We start from the raw sequence: 18,207 nt of genomic DNA on the forward strand, positions 1-18,207 counted from the left end.
GCCCTATGAATACGTCTGCAAGATCTGGACTTTAGAGCCAGATCGATTCATCCTAAATCCGATCCACCAAATGCCGGGACTGAACACCTAGGCCACTTGGTGTCTTTGTGCCGCATTCTGATAACGACATCTGTGTAGCCGGGGCGAGTTCCTGCTTGGACAAGCAATACGGCAAACGAGGTCCCTGTTATGTTGGACCAATTTTGAAGTGAGGGGCGCAACAACCTTTTGATTTCTCCGGGAATGAGAGAGGGCTTCACCGCCATAGGGCCTCTCTCAAATCCTTTGTTCGGCGCGATCAGGCTGAATTCCGGCACGTGCTTTCTTCGGTGCAATGCAATCTGCGCCAACAATGCCCCGTCGAATTTGCGCTGACAGTGACCGATCTCACTTGCGTCGATAAGGCCGTAAACATCCATGTCGGACATCGTGTGGAAAAAACTTTCGGTGAATTTCCACATAAGAAAACGGCCATTCTTGGAGATTTCAAGGTGGTCGAAAATACCCGATATTGCAGCCAGTTCAGTGACGGGCGAGCGTAAGAACCGGCTTGATCCGGTTTTGGCGGGAAAACAGAGTTCCCGAAGTTGATTGATGAAAACAAAGTGCTCCATTGGCTTATCTCCCTCAAACAAGATGGTCGGCCATTGAGCAGCCCTATCTGACTGGTCCAGTTTGATTGTTAGTGCATGATTGGCCTGTGATCCCTGCACAAAATGCTGCAAGAAAAAGTATCAGGCTGCAAAGGTTTGTGCGAAGCTGCAAACTGCCCAGATGATTGCTCTTAAGTGCACATAATGATGTCAGAAATGTCTGCGGAAGTCTTGAAATATAGAAATCCCGAAATGAAGAAATGACACCTGATGGGGCTTTGAGGGTGTAGGTCACTCTCATGGATATAGCACTGATTGTTGCTTACTAAGCTGATGTTCGTCGAACAATCTGAAACTTTGATTTCTGGGAGGGGGCTATTTTCCCCTTCAAAAGGACTTATTTTGGGGGGCTTACGAGCCTCTTATGCAATCAGCGGCCGGCGGAAGCTACTACCGACTGTCTTTCACAGCGGTTCTTGGCCTTTCGCGGTGGCCGCAAAAACCGTTACCGCGACCCATTCCTGCCATTCAATCAACGCGCAGCATCCTATCATCCATACGGAGGTTGAGCGGCGTGGTAGGTGGATGCTATCCACCAAGCGTCAAATGGATTCAGTCGAGGTGGAAAACCTCTTCCATCGCCGCCCACCACTCGCCTTCGCGCCGTGTTTCCAGCGGCGTCTGCATAGGGCCGCATATTTTCCACCAATCCTGTGTCACCGGGTCGGCGGCGATTGCGGCGTTGTCAGCATCAAAATCACTTCCGACATACTCCCAATAACTGAACATCAGATTTTCAGGCTCACGCAGGAAAATTGAGTAGTTGGTAATGTTGGACCTACGCAGACGGTCCAGCACCTCTGGCCATACATCCGAATGAACACGTTTGTATTCGGCGATGTGCTCGGGGTGTAGGCCGATGACCAATCCCATTCGTTTCATGGTGTTTCCTCTTGTCGCGGAATAATGGCTCCTGGCTGCGCGATGACCGCAACTGCCATGTCGTGCGCCGCCCTCAGTCGCTCTGCTTCAGTTGCGCCGCTTAGAACCCCGGCAAGATAGGCGCCATTAAAACTGTCACCTGCCGCTGTGGTATCCACGACCCGATTGGCGCGAGAAAACACCAATGTTTTCGAAAAATCCGGAGAAAGTGAAACCGGTCCCTCGTGACCGCGCTTCAGTGCGCCTGACTTGCAGCCCCAATCGTTCAGCCGCTCCAAAACGGCGTGAGCGTTTGGTTCGTCGAACAGGCCCATTTCGTCGTCAACAGATGGCAAGGCAATATCTGTGAGTTGCCACATCACGCTGATATGGGATTGGGCCGTGATTTTGTCTTCCCATAAGCGCGGGCGATAGTTACTGTCAAAAGCGACCAGCCCCCCACTGCTGCGAAACGTTTCAAGGGCATCGTACAAGGCTTCGCGCGCACTTGGTGACAGGATCGCCAGGGTAATCCCGGACAAATATGCGATCTTTGTTTGTGTCAGGACCTGCAACTCCATCGGGTCACAAAACAAGCGTCGCGCTGCTGAGATTTCGCGCCAGTAGTGGAATGAACGCTCTCCTGCTTTATCTGTCGTGACGGAGTAGATCCCGAGGTTTCGGTCTGTGTCGAGCACACCGCCAGGCAATACGACCTGTTCCTTCGCGGCTAAATTCGCAAGCCCCGCAGACATCGGGTCCGTCCCCATCCGGGTCAAAAACCCGACCTGCGCTGTGGGGCCAAGGCTGCGCTTGGCATAGATTGCCGTGTTGAATGTATCGCCCGCAAACCCTACCCGATAGGTGGCCCCGTCTTGACGCAATTCGGCCATTGCTTCGCCGGCGCAGACAAGATCCATCATGGCTTCAACCCATAAAAGCGGGTGGCCGTATTTCCGAACAAATCGTCTTGTTCTTTGATGCTTAGCGTGGATGCCAGCGACAAGGCGCAGTCATGCCAAGTTTGATAGCTGCCGGCCAGATCCAGTACCGGCCAGTCGCTCCCCCACATCAGGCGATCAGATCCAAAACAGGCCAGGACGTGGTCGAAAACGGGGCGCAGCGTATCGGCACTCCAGCCATTGCCGTATTCATTGGCAAGACCGGACAGTTTGCACATGATCTGCGGAGCCAATGCCAGCCGGGCAGTGCCTGCACGCCATGCCTCCCCAGCGTCTTCCCCATTTTGGATCACAGGTTTTGCACAATGGTCGATGACGATGGGCAATTCGGGTATCCGGTGGGCGAGCTCGGCAATGACATCCAGATGGCGGGGGGTGATCAGTGCGTCCATACGCAGGCCCATCGCTGCAACGGTCTGAAGATTTGCAATGACGTCGTCACGAAGGATCCAGTTGGTGTCTTCGATATCCTGAAGCATCGGGCGCACCCCCTTGAAACGGGGGTGTGCAGCAAGCTGCTCCAGGTCGGATCTTGCATTTTCTTGGCTTAATTCAACCCAGCCGACCACGCCCAGAATGGCTACGTTTCTATCCGCCAAAGACAAAAGGTATTCACTTTCCGCAACGGTCGGAGCGGCCTGGACCACCACGGTTCCATCGATCCCAGTCGCTGAGCGCAACGGATTCAGATCACCCGGACCAATGTCGCACCGGATCGGGGCGACGCTATCGTCCATCCAGAAGTAGTCACCCCGGTCAAGTCTCCAGAAATGCTGATGTGCGTCTATTTTCATTCTGCGGTCCCGTTACTTTTTGCCTTTGTCAGACAGCTCTTGTCAGCTTGTGTGTTGACAAACGGTATATAATCATAAAAAACCATTATAAAAAGGAGATCGCCATGTCAACAACACCAATTGTGCAATTCGGCACCAGTCGGTTTCTGCAAGCCCATGCCGATCTTTTTGTGTCGGAGGCGCAAGAAAGGGATGAGGCTTTGGGCGATATCACGGTGGTTCAGACCAGCGGTAGCAGTGCCCGTTCACACCGGTTGCAAGCACTGTCTGCGCCCGGCGGGTTTCCAGTGTATATCCGCGGGGTTGAAAATGGCTCGCTTATTGATGAAGAGCGCCGGGTGACTTCGGTGGCGCGGGCCTTGTCGACCCAGATGGACTGGGAAGAAATCACTCGTATTGTGGTTGAAGAGGCTGAGATCATCCTGTCCAACACCTCGGATGCGGGATTCAGACCTACCCCATTTGACAAGGCCAAGTCCTTTGAGCAGGGAATGTCGTTTCCAGCCAAGTTAACTCACCTGCTCTGGGCACGCTTCAAGTGTAATCAGCGCCCTATCCAAATAATGCCAACTGAACTGGTTGTCGGAAACGGAGATGTGCTGCGAGACCTCGTTCTGCCTCTGGCAAAGGGATTGTCGGAAGAGTTTGCCGATTGGATCACTACCCATGTGATATTCGTCAATTCACTGGTCGATCGCATCGTGTCCGAACCCATTGATCCGGCTGGGGCTGTGGCTGAACCTTACGCGCTCTGGGCTATTCAGGATTGTTCCGGTCTGATCCTGCCCTGTACTCATCCTGCCATTCAGGTGGTGCCAGCACTTGAACCAATTGAGGTGCGCAAGCTGTTCATACTGAACCTTGGTCACTCATATCTCGTTGCCAGATGGTTGGAGCAGAAAAGGCAGGGGGCGAAATACGTCCGCGACCTGATGCAGAACTCTCAAATTTTGGCTGACCTGAATGCGCTTTATGATGAAGAAGTCATTCCGGGCTTTGCCACTGCGGGAGTGGAGGATGAGGCGCGGGTTTATGTTCACACCGTTCTGGATCGCTTCGCCAATCCGTTCCTCAAGCACCGGCTGGCTGATATCGCTCAGAATCACCAAGAGAAGCTGCAACGCCGGATAGGCGCCTTTGTGACCTGGGCGCGTGAACAAGGGTGCAGCGCACCGATGCCCCGACTGAACGCAACACTCACCGAATTGGACGGCGTGTCATGAAAAAGAACCAACTTGGATCCACCGAAGTCCGGGTCAGCGAGATTTCATTTGGATGCTCAGGCATCGGGAACCTTTACCGCGAAATTACTGAGGAGACTGCGCAAGAGGTGCTTGCAACGGCCTGGAACAGCGGCATTCGCTATTTCGACACAGCGCCGCATTACGGGCGTGGTTTATCAGAAGTGCGTCTGGGGGCGTTCCTGAACGACAAGTCTCATGATCAATACGTGATCTCAACCAAAGTCGGTCGGGTTTTGTTGCCTGGGCGGCAGCAGGCCGAAGCAGACGGATTTATAAATCCTTTGCCCAATGACGTTTGCTATGATTATTCGGGCGACGGAATTGAAGCGTCATTTGAACAAAGCTGCGCCCATCTCGGTACCAGCTATATCGATGTTCTTTATGTGCACGATATCGGCACCTACACACATGGCGAAGCAAACTCCAAACATATGGACGACCTGATGAGGTCCGGTTTGGATCGGCTACAAAAGCTCAAGGACGCAGGCCGGATCGGAGCTTTTGGACTTGGGGTGAACGAAAATCAGATTTGCTTGGATATCCTCAAAGAACGACCCCTGGATGTGATCTTGTTGGCCGGACGGCTGACCCTTCTGGACCGCTCCGCTGAAGAAGCATTGGTGCCTCTGTGCCGACAGCGAAATACGAGCCTCGTTCTGGGTGGGATTTTCAATTCGGGCATTCTGGCCACGGGCCCTGTTGACGGGGCCAGCTACGACTATGGCCCTGCTCCTCAGAATATCCTCGAAAAAGTAAGAGATCTTGAAAGCTGCGCAAAAGGACTCTGCCTGCCATTGGCAGCCGCCGCGCTGCATTTCGCGCGTACACACCCGGCTTCTGCTTCGGTCCTGCTGGGAACGGCGAAGCCTTCGTCGCTTCAGCGCAACATGGACGCGCTTGCCACCCCTTGGGCAGAGGCGGCACGACAGGCTTTCAAGTAAACTTGTGACTGCGCATGGATGCCAAAAGCGTTCGCTTTGCAGTGGCCAGATGCTCCTTGGCGGCGCCCAATGCCGCCCCTTCGTCACGTGACAGGAGCGCGTCGATCAAGCTCAGGTGTTCATTGATCGCCTGTGCGTTCCGCGTCTTCTCGGTGTCTTTTTCCCATTGGTAGTGATAGTGGAAGATCATTGAGATCACGCGCTGAAATTCTTTCACGAACCGGTTTTTGACGACGCTGTAAAGCGCCTCATGAAAGGATTCGTCGAGCCGCGAGAAATCGTGAAACTGGGAGTCGATATTATCCGCTAACTCAAGGTGTTTCTGCTTCAATTCAGCCAGCTGCGCCCAGATCGGATCTCCTTCGGGACGTGCGATCACCTGCGAGATGGCGTTCAGCTCAAGAACCGAACGGAAATCGGACAACTCGATTGCGAAATCTTCAGTAAACCCGACAAGTTCCCATCCACCTTTTTCGCGCCGCTGGACCAGCCCGAACCGGCTGAGTGACGCCAGAAACTCCTGCAAAGAATGCGCCGGGACTTCGAAATCGCGTGCCAATTGTGTGACATTAAGGGGAGTGCCCGCGGGGACGTCGAAATGCAGAACCCAGTCAAAGAACCGGCTCTCCAACTCTTCCGGTGTTGGCGGTTCCGAGATAACCTCCAATCGATCTGAATCTCGCGGTTGGCGCAAAACCGTTTTCGTGCGTCCGGACCAGGAAATGATTCTATCTTCATTGAGTTTGGTCAGCGCAGATCGTATTACAGTCCTGCTGACGTTCAGATCTGTTGCTAAGGCAAGCTCGGACGGCAATTGTGCGCCTTTTTCCAAAAGGGCGCATCTGTCAAGCAGTTCATTGAAAGTATTCTTGAATCTTTCGTCCGTACGCGCCATTTCAAAGCCTCCTCAAATCTCAACTGTCGATAATTATAAAAAACCATTGACGCCTGGCAAGGCTTGAGGCTAAATGTTTTTAATAATTTAGTACCGCGAAGATCGGGAGGGTCGAAATGGTCGAATTGGTTCAACGTCTCAGAAACTCAGGGGCATCCCTGCGCCTTTCTGGCGAGGCGTTCCACAAGCTGTCGGCTTTGCTGACCATGCTTATCCTGATCATCATCTTCTCTTTCGGGAATTCCGCATTCCTATCGGTGAACAACGGGCTGACCGTTTTGCTTCAGACAGCTGTCATTGGACTGTTGGGCATCGGTATGACAATGGTCATCATCACCGGAGGAATTGACCTTTCAGTAGGTTCGGTTCTGGCCCTATCTGGAACGGTTACGGGCATGTTGGTGAAATCGGGAATGCCGGTTGTGCCAGCCATGCTCATTGGCGTGAGTGTCGGAGCGCTGTGCGGTGTGGTCAACGGATTTGTCATCACAAAAATGCGTATCACCCCGTTTGTGGCGACGCTGGGCATGATGCTGATGGCGCGGGGCCTGGCTCTGCAGCTGACTGGAGCAGCCCCTATTTCGCAACTTGGTGAAGCTTTTGGAGTACTTGGCAACGGCGCTTTGTTCCGCATCGTCGAGATGCAGGCCAATGGCTTCCCCCGTGTGGTCTTTCCGGGCATCCCTTATCCGGTGATCCTGCTTGTGATTGTGGCCTTTGCCGCGGCCTATCTGCTGCGCCGTCGCCAACTGGGCAAGCACATCTATGCGACCGGTTCCAACGAAGAGGCTGCCCGTCTGTCTGGCGTCAACGTCGATCGCACCAAAATCCTTGCCTATGGCATGACCGGTGCCCTTGCAGGCCTGTCCGGTGTGGTTCTGATGTCGCGCCTGATCACCGCCCAACCCAATGAAGGCGTCATGTATGAACTGGACGCGATTGCGGCGGCCGTGATCGGCGGCGCATCCCTTATGGGTGGTGTGGGAACAATCTCGGGCACCATGATCGGCGCTTTTATCATCGGTATCCTGCGCAATGGTCTGAATATGGCGGGCGTGTCGTCCTTCATCCAACAAATCGTAATCGGTGCGGTTGTCATCCTGGCAGTCTACATCGACCAGCTGCGCAACCGCCGCTGACCCTAATCCAACGCTTTCCAACAGGAGGAGAAAGAAAGCCATGAAATCCAACGTTACCAAGCTGCTCGCCGCTACTGCCCTTGTTGCGACCCTTCCGGCCACAGCCATGGCCGGAGAGATTGCAGTCATCGTAAAGACCACCAACTCAAATTTTTGGCAGAACGTCAACAAAGGCGCGAGTGCCGCCATTGCCAGCCAGAGCGAACACACGATGACCTTCAATGGTCCTGCTTCGGAAAGCGCAATCGCTGACCAAGTCAACATGGTCGAAAACGCCATCAACCGCAGCGTTGCCGGCATTGTTCTGGCCCCGTCTGACCCCGATGCACTGGCTCCGGTTGTGAAACGCGCATATGAAAGCGGTATTCCAGTTGCGATCATCGACTCCGGCTTGGGTGAAGGCGCCGAGGGCACCTATCAGGCGTTCCTGTCGACCGACAACTGCGCCGCTGGTCAATTGGTCGCAAAGTCCATGATCGACTCGGTTGGAACCGAAGGCAAAGTCGCTGTGATGTCCTATGTGGCTGGCGTGGGATCTGAAGTTGGCCGCGTCGGTTGCTTTGTTGAATACCTTAGCGAGAACTCGAAACTGGAAGTCGTCGGTCCGCTCTATTCGCAGTCGCAAATGGCCACTGCATTGAACCAGACCACCGACATCCTGGCCGCCAACACCGATCTGGTTGGCATTTTCGGCGCCAATGAACCGACCGCAGTCGGCATGGGCCGTGCGCTGGTTCAGGCTGGCAAAGCCGGTCAGGTCACAGCCTTCGGCTTTGATGGCAATGGCGATCTGCAAGATTTCGTGCGTGACGGCACGCTGCAGGCGACTGCCGTGCAGGGCTCCTTCCAAATGGGCGAATTGGGTGTGAACGCTGTGATCGACGTTATTTCCGGCAATTCAGTCGATAGCTTCATTGATACCGGGGTTGTGCTGGTTGATCAGGACAACATCGACACCCCAACAGCACAGAACGTTCTGTACTGACAATCCCTTTCCGGCGTGCAGCCACTCCCTTAGCGCGCCGGAATTTCCGACCTACCAACGCGAAAGTGTGCCCCATGGCCCCAATTCATTTAGATACGGCCCCCTTGGTTGAAATGATCGACATTGAAAAGCACTTCGGCGGCGTACGTGCCGTGAATGGCGTGTCGGTCAGCCTGTCCCCCGGCGAAGTTGTGGGTGTATTGGGCCACAATGGGGCCGGTAAGTCCTGCCTTATGCGGATCCTATCGGGGGCGATGATGCCCAACGAGGGAAAGATCAAAGTTCGCGGTGAAGATGCCCACATCCATTCCCCTCATGATGCACGCGATTTCGGCATCGAAACCATCTACCAGACGCTGGCTCTGGCCGATCATCTGGACGCGCCATCGAACCTGTTTCTGGGCCGTGAGTTAAAGACCCGCTTTGGCAATCTGGACGAAAAACGCATGATGTCTGAAGCGCGTGATGTTCTGCGCCGTCTGAATCCGAACTTTCAAAACCTTGGTGATCCTGTGGCCAGCCTGTCCGGCGGTCAACGACAAGTGATCGCAATTGCACGCGCGATTTATTTCGACGTAAAGATCCTGATCATGGATGAACCAACCGCGGCACTTGGCCCCTCGGAAACGGCCATGGTTGCTGATCTCATCAAGCGCCTGCGTGATGAAGGGATCGGCATCTTCCTTGTCAGCCACGACATGCACGATGTGTTCGAGCTGTGTGATCGGGTCATGGTTATGAACAAAGGCCGCAATGTGGGCTCCTACAACATCGACGAAGTGAACAAAGATGACGTTTTGAGCATGATCATCAAAGGTGAACTCCCGTCTGATTGGACGCCACGCAATCTTGAGGTCGCACAATGAAAGACGCAGATTCCAAATCGCTGACCATGCAATGCGGCACCTGCGTGGAGCCTGGCGAATTCGCACTGACCACATGTGAGATCCCTGAGCTTGCATCAGATGGCTACGCTCTGGTTGATATCGCGGCCGTCGGGATCTGCGGCACCGATTATCACATCTTCCAGGGCAAACACCCGTTTCTTGAATATCCACGGGTGATTGGTCACGAACTCAGTGGCCACGTTGTCAACGATGCAGGTGCCTTCAAGGCGGGTGATCTGGTTGTGATCAACCCTTACATCTCTTGCGGCACCTGCCGCGCCTGCCAACGGAGCAAACCAAATTGCTGCGCCGCGATTTCGGTTTTAGGCGTCCATTCCAACGGAGGCATGTGCGCACGCATCGCGGTCCCGCTTGGAAATCTCTATCCCGCCCACGGTTTGACACCTTTGCAAGCCTCCATGGTCGAGTTTCTGGCGATTGGCGCCCATGCGGTGGCCCGCTGCGATACGCAACCCGGTGACCGGGTCCTTGTGACCGGAGCCGGACCGATCGGGCTGGGTACGGCTCTGTTTGCCCGCCTCTCCGGGGCCGAGGTACACCTGTCGGACATCAGCGCCAGTCGGCTGGAACTGGTGCGCGAGACATTCGGTTTTGACAACATCCATCTGGTCGGAGAACCGATCCTGACAGGTGACCTGGCCGACGGCTTCGACATCGTATTTGACGCGACCGGCAACACTGGTGCGATCGAGGCCGGGTTCGCCTATTTGGCCCACGGCAGTAGCTATGTTCTGTTGAGTGTGGTCAAGGATGACATCCAGTTCACCGATTCCGAGTTCCACAAACGTGAAGCTCGCATTATCGGAAGCCGCAATGCGCTGGACGCAGATTTCCAGCGGGTGATGCAAGCCCTGCGCAGCGGCGATATTGACGCGGAAGCGCTCTGTTCGGAAACCATTTCGCTGGTAGATCTGCCTGAACGGTTCAAAGCCCTGGCCGAGAACCGAGAGACCCTGATCAAAGCCATCGTCACCCCTGTGTCCTGAAGTCATGTCCAGGATCCTCAGGCTACATCCCGACGACAATGTCGTCATTGCGCTGGCGCCTGTGCTCGCGGCTCCAGGGGCAGAGATACCGGCCGGTCACAAATTGGCCTCATGTGATATTCCCAAGGGGCAAAGGGTGCGGAAATACGGGCAGGTCATTGGTGTCGCAACGGCAGATATCACTGAGGGAGCGCATGTCCATAGCCACAATCTTGGCATCGATGATCACAAACAGGATCTGGCCTATGGCACGCAGATACATGAGCTGCCGGTACCATCCCGCAAGGATAGATTCCGGGGATACCACCGTGCCTCGGGCCGGGTTGGAACGCGCAACTATGTGGGCATCCTGACCTCGGTCAATTGCGCAGGCTCGGTTGCACGCTTCATCGCCGAGGCGGCCTCCCGTGAGAACCTGTTGTCGAAGTTTCCAAATGTGGATGGGATCGTACCAATTGCCCATGGCACAGGTTGCGGCATGTCTGCCAAGGGCGAAGGCTATGACACCCTGTTTCGCACAATTTCTGGTTATGCGCAGAATCCCAATTTCGGTGCCATATTGATGCTGGGTCTGGGCTGCGAGGTGATGCAGCTGCCCGCATTGGTCGGCACACCGCAGCTGAGTGACCCAAAACGATTCCGCTTCATGACCATTCAACAAACTGGCGGTACACGTGCCACAGTAAACAAAGGTCTGGCCGCGCTGTCCGATTTACTTACTGAGGCCAACAAAGCCGTTCGCGCACCCGCGCCCGCAAGCGCCCTGACTGTTGGCATGCAATGCGGTGGCTCGGACGGCTTATCGGGGATCACGGCCAACCCCGCGTTGGGGTATGCCTCGGACTTGTTAGTGGCCCAGGGAGCCACGACCATCCTGTCCGAAACGTCAGAGATTTTCGGCGCCGAGCACCTGTTGACCTCGCGCGCCCGATCCCCAGAAATCGGTGCAGCGCTCGAAGCCCGTTTGGTGTGGTGGGAAAGCTATTGTGCTCGCAATGGTGCTACGATGGATAACAATCCCAGCCCGGGCAACAAAAAAGGTGGTCTGACCACAATTCTGGAAAAATCACTGGGTGCCGTGGCCAAGGCCGGAACAGCGCCGCTGAGTGGTGTGTATCTGTACGGTGAAGAGATCGACCACCATGGCCTCGTTTTCATGGACAGCCCCGGCTATGATCCTTGTTCAGTGACAGGCCAGGTGGCGTCGGGCGCAAACCTGATTGCCTTTACCACCGGGCGAGGGTCGGTGTCTGGATACCAACCTGTTCCAGGTCTGAAACTGGCCTCGAACAACGATATGTATGCCCGCTTGTCCGAGGACATGGACGTGAACTGCGGGGAAGTAATTGACGGCATTTCAATCGAAGAGAAGGGCCGCGAAATATATGAGACATTGCTGGCAACGGCTTCCGGACATCTTACTAAAAGCGAAGCCCTTGGTTATGGGGTGGTCGAGTTTGTCCCATGGCAGATCGGGGCAATTTTATAATCCGGCCCTACGCCGTCGTTGAGCCAGTATGAGTGGTTTCTCCGGGGGCGCTTGTACGAAAGCTGCTGCTAACCCGCTGCCGACTGACCGCGTATGGCTGTAGAAATCTGCAAGATGGGCAAGGACGCTGCTCAGATCGACGAACTGATCAATCGAGCGCAGCAGGTGGTCTTGAGACACATGGATCATTCCTCATCGCTGTGGGCGATTGATGTGAAGGGAAATAAAATGCTGCAGCGCACTGTCAGATTGGACATTGGTTGCGATGCCTCGAATTCGCCATAGTCCAAATCCCGCTCCCGCAACCACTTCGGTCGAACAGAGTCTCGAACAAGCCGCCTCAGGGCGGCTTTGTTCATTCTGGGCCACTGCACAACTCGAAGCACTCTGGAAGCAACAGGGGAGAATTCACCCTGTGATGAATGCGCAACAGAGGCTGTCCCCGCAAGTCCCCGTAAAAGCCGCGATGAGCCCTAACCAGTCATTTCTGAGTGCTCCGGTGGCTGCGGGCGCATCCGGCAGGTCGCAGTCCGAAGCGGTCATTTTATCGCTTAGTCACCCAGCTCGAAATCTAGCAAATCGTCGCCTATCATACCGCGAAATTTTTGCGCACCATCGGGCATTACAATGATGAATTTTCGCGTGTTGGCGGCTAGGCCGAGAAGTGTAGTGGCCGCTGACCCTCTATCTTTGTTCTTTTTCGTCCGCTCACCTAGTACGACTTTTCCAACAAAGCGCCCTAGGTACTCGACAATGTAGGTTTCAGTCTTGGGAGGATTGGAAATACCGGATAATGCATTCATAGAAGAGGCTTCGTTCTTCTGAAATGTTCCAGTTGCAATGAATCTCTCACCTTCTACCCGGACATTCAATTCACAATCTGGATCAATCACCGTTTTAGAAACAGTGTCAGGCATGCGCTGCCAAAGATGTTCGCCTACATGGCTTAGGAAGCTACTCTTGGAACTCACGCCTTTCAACTTGTCTGTATGGCTTTTAGGGTCAGGACCCATTGATTTCTGCTGGGTTGCGTGATTCACGGTTCGAAAAACGAGCGGTGAACATGTCTGATCTGTTTTGGCTGACCGACGCCCAGATGGCGCGTCTTGAGCCCTTCTTCCCAAAGTCTCACGGCAAACCCCGCGTCGATGACCGGCGGGTGTTGAGCGGGATAGTCTTCATTAATCGCAATGGTTTGCGCTGGCGCGATGCACCGAAGGAATACGGTCCGCACAAGACGCTCTACAATCGCTGGAAACGTTGGAGCGACAAGGGCATCTTTGCCCGGATGATGGCCGGATTGGCCGCTGAGCACGGCGAAGATAAGACAGTGATGATAGATGCGACCTACCTGAAGGCGCACCGCACAGCGACCAGTTTGGGCGTCAAAAAGGGGGGCGTGGACGCCTGATCGGTCGGACCAAGGGCGGCATGAACACGAAGCTGCACGCTATCTGCGACAGCAAGGGACGCCCACTCAACTTGTTTGTAACGGCTGGGCAGGTCAGCGATTACATCGGCGCACGGGCATTGTTGAGCAGCCTGCCAGATGTCGAATGGCTGCTTGGGGATCGCGGATATGACGCTAATTGGTTCCGGAAGCGTTGAAAGACAAAGGGATACGTGCGTGCATCCCAGGCCGGAAGCAGCGGAAGAAAGCGGTGAAGTACGACAGGCGTCGCTACAAACGTCGCAATCGGATCGAGATCATGTTCGGAAGGCTGAAAGATTGGCGGCGAGTGGCAACCCGATACGACAGGTGCCCAAAGGTCTTCCTATCAGCCATCGCACTGGCGGCCACCGTCATCTATTGGCTATGAGTCCTGACCCTAGCTTGGTTTCTTCAACAAATGATGAAGCCGATGGCAGCGCGAGCCATGGCGTCGGGGCAACTAAAGTTTTACGTAGACCATCGGACTAAACACCTAGGTATCGGACGGTGGGGCGAACAAGATGAATCCGTCTGTTTGTTAGCATTGTGGTAACTGTCGTGGTCAATTGCGATCGTCAGATTCTTTCTAAAATAGTATATTTCTATTCAGTTCGCCGATGGCGCTAAGCAGGAAGAAAACGACAGCTGTCAAATCAAGACCCGCCAACCGCTGAAGCCGAGTTCCGCAATACATGGAAAGCAACGCGGCAACACCTCATTGCCCAAGGCCAAAATCAGATTACCAGATCCATTTGAGTGATGGATATTTGAAACTCTCATTCCTCGGGCCCGGACAATCGGCCGGAAAATCATCAGACCTAAGCCCGATGTAGCGAAGCCGGGCCCGGGATATTCTGCCTCCAATACAGGATAACGCCTCGAACAGGATTGGAGACGAAAATGAATACCCGGAAAAGAACTGGTCAGCTTCTCAGCACGGTTGCGCTGGCGTCGCTGATTGTGATGACACCCTATGTGCCGGCTTTTGACGCAGACGGTCATCTGCGGTTGGAACCTGCTTACGCATTTGCAAAGAGCGGGAAAGGGAGTGATGGCAACGGCGGGGATGATGACCATGACAGCAATTCCGGGTCGGGCAGCGGCGGTGATCGTGACGACAATTCCGGATCGGGTAAAGGTGGTCACGACGATGATGACGACGATGACGATGATGACGATGGTTCGTCACGCTCGGGCCGGGGCGATAAGAAGGACCGGTCTCAGTCTGGGGGGCAGTCATCGGGGTCGGCTGGAATAACAAAGGTCGAGACAAGCGCGAGCGGCATAGAAGTACGCTATGCTGACGGCACCAAGGAAGAGATTGAAAACGGCCGGTACGAAAGAAAGAACGCGCAGAACCGAACAGTCGAGGAACGACCGGCCACCGGTGCCGACGTTTCGCGCCTTCGGTCACTGGCAAACGGTATCTCAATCGACAGCGTGCGCTCGCCCGGGCAGAGTGGTGGCGCTGGAAGTAACCCGGCAAAAATCGAAATTCAGGGCAACAATATCGAAGTTAGTTACGCAAACGGCTGGAAAGAAGAGATCGAGGGCGGGCGTTACGAGTTGAAAGACCCGTTCAACCGGACTGTCGTAGAAAGAACCGCAACTGCGGCGGATCGCAGCAGACTTCAGGCGATTGCCAACTGAGTGACGAACTTTGGCGATTGTGCGGGGCGGTTTCTTTTCTTGAGAGACCGCCCCGGTCTTTGAGCGCCTGACCCCTAGTCTTTCTTGTTCCAGGCCTCATGCGCGATAAGAGCGGCCTCCACCCGGTTTCGCGCATGGAGCTTGGACAGGATCGCCGTCATGTAATGCTTGACGGTTTTCTCCTGTATTCCCAACTCATCCGCTATTTCCCGATTGCTGAGCCCTTTGGCGACGCGCCGAAGAATCTCCTCCTCGCGATGGGTAAGATCATCTATGGCGTCAGTTTCTTTCTGCGACCCGTTTCCGCGATTGATCTGAAGCAGCATACGCGAAGCAAGACCCGGCGAGACGAACCCTTCGCCCGAGGCGATACTGCGCAGCGAAGCTGTCAATTCGCGTGCTGTCACGCCCTTGACGATATAGCCAATGGCACCCGCCTCCAAAGCGTCTGCAACGTCACTGCTGTTTTCAGAGACCGTCAATATCGCAATGAAAGGCGGGTTCGCCATTTCAGCAATTCGACGGGTCGCGCTAATGCCGCCACCGGGCATCGACAGGTCGAGGATGGCGATGTCAGGCTGATGGGTTCGGACAAGGGAAACGGCCTCATCCGCATTTGATCCGGCGGCGAGAACCTTGAAGCCGTCGGCTTCCTCTAAAGTGCGGTGCAAACCGTCCCTGAAAATCGGGTGATCATCTGCGATAACGACGGATGTTGTCATGATGCACTCATCTTTCTGGGAAACAATGTCATAGCAACGGTGGTGCCCTTGCCCGGGGTTGATGTCACCTCGAACCGACCGCCAATGCTTTCGACCCGGTCACGCAAGCCGACAAGGCCCTGGCCCCCGTCCTCACGCAGAACCGTCTCGCCGGAGGGAGCGAACCCGGGGCCGTCGTCGCTGACCTGAACGGTGATGCGATCAACTTGTACGTCGCAGGTGACAGTGCACTGGGACGCGGGCGCATATCTTGCGGCATTGGAAAGCGTTTCCTGCAGGAACCGGAATACACACAACTTGCCCGAGATTGACAAATCAGGCGACGGATTGCCCTGAAAGGAAATACCGGGGCGAAAAGGGCTGTGTTCAGAATGGTCCTCGACAGCTCTTTTTACCACATCAACGAGCGCCAGATTTTCGATGTCTGGCGCGAACAACCCCCGTGACAAGGCGCGAATTTCTGCCAAAGACTTCTGCAAAGATTGCTGAATTTCTTCGGCCTCGGTGGGCATCTCCGGCTTGTCGCCGAATGCAGCCTCCAGTCGAAGGGCGGCGAGGGACAGGTATTGGGCAGGGCCGTCATGAAGTTCCGCGCCGAGTTTCCTGAGAAACCTGTCCGTTTGCGCAGCATATCTTTCCGATGCATCAATGACGCGCGACCGCAGCATGGCATTCTGTGCGGCCATCTTTTCACTTTCGGCAAGACGATCGTTCAGAAGGCGCCCTTGCCGTCGAATGGTGTTGTCGCCGATTGCGACAATGGAAAACAGAACAATCGTGCTTGCCGCAAAGGCCGAGCCAACGATCAACCAGCTTGTTCTTCTGGCTCTGGCCATGTCCAGTTCCAGCTGATCGGCCTTTTCGTAAAACTCGGCGACCGCGATGATTTTCCCCGACCAGATTTCGCGAATGGGGCTGTAGACTTCCAGCAATGGAATGCCAAGCGCAGCCTCTGCCGCGCTTTCTTCATCGTCCAGCTCTTCAAATGAGCCCGAGATTTCTCCAGCCCATGCGCGTTTCAGGTCGTCTGTTGGCTCGAATCGGCGACCGATGATGGCGGAATCCGATGCGTATGCAATCTCGCCATCCTGTTTCCAGAACTTGTACGAGGCAATGCGTTCGCGCATCGGCTGGGTCATGAAAATCTCGTCCAGCGCCCGGCTGGCCTGTTCGGAAAGGCGGTCTCTATGCGCCAGTTCCTGGCTGAGTGGGGACAAAATGCTTTCCATGTACAATGCGGCCGAATTGGCGGAGTTCTGTACAACCGCGTTTTCGATCCGGTTCGATACCCAGTGACCAACAAACACCGTAGCAGTCCCCATGACTGCAACACTTGCCGCGAGAAAAACGCGCGACAAAGACCAGTTGCCAATTGTCAGGTCGGTAATTTTGGGTCTCATTTCGCAATCGACTATGAACGACAATTGTTTGACGCGCTACAGACCATGGTCTGATGCGCTTCTCCAATGTTCCAAACCTGATGCGCGGGTCGGGACTTGGTCCTTTTGGGTGCGCCCCGGCAGGTTCCCGCGTCCCGATCCCAGACCCGGTTCAACGGGTTTTCAAACACTCCGACAGGGTTTGCGCCATGTTACGAATGACTTGCGGGTACAGAGACGGCCCGGGTTCCAGTGCCGAGCCCAGTGGATCGATCACACCGGATTGCGCCGATGTTCCATCCAACACGGTCTCGACGATGCCCGGATTGAACTGTGGTTCAGACAATACGCAGTTGATGCCTTCGGCGTGAATGCGACCTTGAATAGCGGCAATACGCGCGGGGCTTGGGTCGGACGCGTCGCTCAGGGAAATCGCGCCCGATGCGGGGAAATCGAACGCGACCTCAAAATACTGGTAGGCATCATGAAACACGATGAAGTTGCCGCCGCGAACCGGTTCAAGCAACTCTGCCACTTCTGCGGAAAGCGCGGTCATTTCTTCGCGCGCCGCTTTGGCATTTGCCAAATACGCAGCGGCGTTGTCGGGATCCGTTGACGACAGTTGATCCGCGATCAGGGTCAGCCAGGCTTTGGCATTCGTTGGCGACAGCCAGGCATGTGGGTCATGATCGTCATGATCGTCATGACCTTCGTGATCGTCATGGTCTTCGTGACCCGTATCGTCCGCGTGATCATGCGCCTCAAACAATGCGTCTTCCCGGAACTCAAGAAGCCCCGTACCCTTTGCGTCCAACAGGGCAGTGGCGGTCGCGCCTTGGGCAAGAGTTTCTATCGCGCTGTCCAGCCATGGCGTCAGGTCTTCTCCTACCCAGAACACCAGATCGGCGTTTTGCAACGCGGCCGCCTCGGACGGGCGCAGATTGTATTCATGCGGCGAGGCACCCGGTGCGACGATCAGGGCAGGTGTTCCCACACCTTCCATGACACGAGCCACCAGCGAATGAACAGGGGCAATGTCCGCGGCAACGTTTGGCGCATCTGCGCGGGCCGGTCCACCCAGCAGTGCAACTGTGATCGACAATGGAAGAAGAAGCGTTCTGGACATCAGGCCCTCTGTGTGATTTTATAACATTTCGAGTGGCAATA

The 18,207-nt window shown here is 55.1% G+C and carries 18 protein-coding genes and 1 pseudogene; 10 read left to right on the plus strand and 9 right to left on the minus strand.

Annotated elements, in window-relative coordinates; translation table 11 throughout:
- Positions 1-47: 47 nt before the first annotated feature.
- From ACR0LL_RS19460 to ACR0LL_RS19475, 4 genes are all read right to left on the minus strand, one after another.
- Positions 48-614, minus strand: a complete 567-nt coding sequence (locus tag ACR0LL_RS19460; RefSeq protein WP_480588807.1) for a hypothetical protein — start codon at positions 612-614, stop codon at positions 48-50.
- 591 nt (positions 615-1,205) lie between these two features.
- On the minus strand, positions 1,206-1,535 hold the full coding sequence (locus tag ACR0LL_RS19465) for an L-rhamnose mutarotase (RefSeq protein ID WP_480588808.1): 330 nt from the start codon (positions 1,533-1,535) through the stop codon (positions 1,206-1,208).
- The gene (locus ACR0LL_RS19470) at positions 1,532-2,437 is read right to left on the minus strand and encodes a sugar kinase (protein ID WP_480588809.1); all 906 of its coding nucleotides are present in this window, start codon (positions 2,435-2,437) and stop codon (positions 1,532-1,534) included. The genes ACR0LL_RS19465 and ACR0LL_RS19470 overlap by 4 nt, the downstream gene beginning before the upstream one ends.
- Positions 2,434-3,270 (minus strand): amidohydrolase family protein, encoded by an 837-nt coding sequence (locus ACR0LL_RS19475; protein WP_480588810.1) that lies wholly within the window; start codon positions 3,268-3,270, stop codon positions 2,434-2,436. The genes ACR0LL_RS19470 and ACR0LL_RS19475 overlap by 4 nt, the downstream gene beginning before the upstream one ends.
- A gap of 104 nt (positions 3,271-3,374) precedes the next feature.
- Between ACR0LL_RS19475 and ACR0LL_RS19480 the strand changes: the two genes are divergently transcribed.
- On the plus strand, positions 3,375-4,493 hold the full coding sequence (locus ACR0LL_RS19480) for a mannitol dehydrogenase family protein (protein WP_480588811.1): 1,119 nt from the start codon (positions 3,375-3,377) through the stop codon (positions 4,491-4,493).
- On the plus strand, positions 4,490-5,455 hold the full coding sequence (locus ACR0LL_RS19485; protein ID WP_480588812.1) for an aldo/keto reductase: 966 nt from the start codon (positions 4,490-4,492) through the stop codon (positions 5,453-5,455). The genes ACR0LL_RS19480 and ACR0LL_RS19485 overlap by 4 nt, the downstream gene beginning before the upstream one ends.
- Here the strand turns inward: ACR0LL_RS19485 and ACR0LL_RS19490 are convergent.
- On the minus strand, positions 5,448-6,350 hold the full coding sequence (locus ACR0LL_RS19490) for a GntR family transcriptional regulator (RefSeq protein ID WP_480588813.1): 903 nt from the start codon (positions 6,348-6,350) through the stop codon (positions 5,448-5,450). The genes ACR0LL_RS19485 and ACR0LL_RS19490 overlap by 8 nt on opposite strands.
- 116 nt (positions 6,351-6,466) lie before the next feature.
- Between ACR0LL_RS19490 and ACR0LL_RS19495 the strand changes: the two genes are divergently transcribed.
- The 6 genes from ACR0LL_RS19495 (at position 6,467) to ACR0LL_RS19520 (ending at position 12,142) form a co-directional block, all read left to right on the plus strand.
- Positions 6,467-7,489, plus strand: a complete 1,023-nt coding sequence (locus tag ACR0LL_RS19495; protein ID WP_480588814.1) for an ABC transporter permease — start codon at positions 6,467-6,469, stop codon at positions 7,487-7,489.
- 40 nt (positions 7,490-7,529) lie between these two features.
- The gene (locus ACR0LL_RS19500; protein ID WP_480588816.1) at positions 7,530-8,474 is read left to right on the plus strand and encodes a substrate-binding domain-containing protein; all 945 of its coding nucleotides are present in this window, start codon (positions 7,530-7,532) and stop codon (positions 8,472-8,474) included.
- Positions 8,475-8,587: 113 nt separating this feature from the next.
- A complete protein-coding gene (locus ACR0LL_RS19505) occupies positions 8,588-9,340 on the plus strand; it encodes an ATP-binding cassette domain-containing protein (RefSeq protein WP_480588817.1) in 753 nt (250 codons plus the stop codon).
- The gene (locus ACR0LL_RS19510; RefSeq protein WP_480588818.1) at positions 9,337-10,368 is read left to right on the plus strand and encodes a zinc-binding alcohol dehydrogenase family protein; all 1,032 of its coding nucleotides are present in this window, start codon (positions 9,337-9,339) and stop codon (positions 10,366-10,368) included. Before ACR0LL_RS19505 ends, ACR0LL_RS19510 begins: the two co-directional genes overlap by 4 nt.
- Before the next feature lie 4 nt (positions 10,369-10,372).
- A complete protein-coding gene (locus ACR0LL_RS19515) occupies positions 10,373-11,857 on the plus strand; it encodes a UxaA family hydrolase (protein ID WP_480588819.1) in 1,485 nt (494 codons plus the stop codon).
- Positions 11,858-11,950: 93 nt separating this feature from the next.
- The gene (locus ACR0LL_RS19520; protein ID WP_480588852.1) at positions 11,951-12,142 is read left to right on the plus strand and encodes a hypothetical protein; all 192 of its coding nucleotides are present in this window, start codon (positions 11,951-11,953) and stop codon (positions 12,140-12,142) included.
- Between the two features lie 266 nt (positions 12,143-12,408).
- Here ACR0LL_RS19520 and ACR0LL_RS19525 read toward each other — a convergent pair whose 3' ends face one another.
- Complete coding sequence (locus tag ACR0LL_RS19525) at positions 12,409-12,774, minus strand: hypothetical protein (protein ID WP_480588820.1); 366 nt, start codon at positions 12,772-12,774, stop codon at positions 12,409-12,411.
- Between the two features lie 146 nt (positions 12,775-12,920).
- On the opposite strand from ACR0LL_RS19525, the pseudogene ACR0LL_RS19530 reads away from it, so the two are divergent.
- A pseudogene (locus ACR0LL_RS19530) lies at positions 12,921-13,677 on the plus strand (IS5 family transposase).
- Positions 13,678-14,189: 512 nt separating this feature from the next.
- Entirely contained in the window at positions 14,190-14,939 is a 750-nt protein-coding gene (locus ACR0LL_RS19535) for a hypothetical protein (RefSeq protein WP_480588821.1), read from the plus strand.
- A gap of 74 nt (positions 14,940-15,013) precedes the next feature.
- Here ACR0LL_RS19535 and ACR0LL_RS19540 read toward each other — a convergent pair whose 3' ends face one another.
- The 3 genes from ACR0LL_RS19540 to ACR0LL_RS19550 form a co-directional block, all read right to left on the minus strand.
- On the minus strand, positions 15,014-15,661 hold the full coding sequence (locus ACR0LL_RS19540) for a response regulator (RefSeq protein ID WP_480588822.1): 648 nt from the start codon (positions 15,659-15,661) through the stop codon (positions 15,014-15,016).
- Entirely contained in the window at positions 15,658-17,061 is a 1,404-nt protein-coding gene (locus ACR0LL_RS19545) for a sensor histidine kinase (RefSeq protein ID WP_480588823.1), read from the minus strand. The genes ACR0LL_RS19540 and ACR0LL_RS19545 overlap by 4 nt, the downstream gene beginning before the upstream one ends.
- 151 nt (positions 17,062-17,212) lie before the next feature.
- Positions 17,213-18,166 (minus strand): zinc ABC transporter substrate-binding protein, encoded by a 954-nt coding sequence (locus tag ACR0LL_RS19550; protein ID WP_480588824.1) that lies wholly within the window; start codon positions 18,164-18,166, stop codon positions 17,213-17,215.
- Positions 18,167-18,207: the final 41 nt, after the last annotated feature.

The organism is Ruegeria sp. AI2 (genome assembly GCF_056541275.1).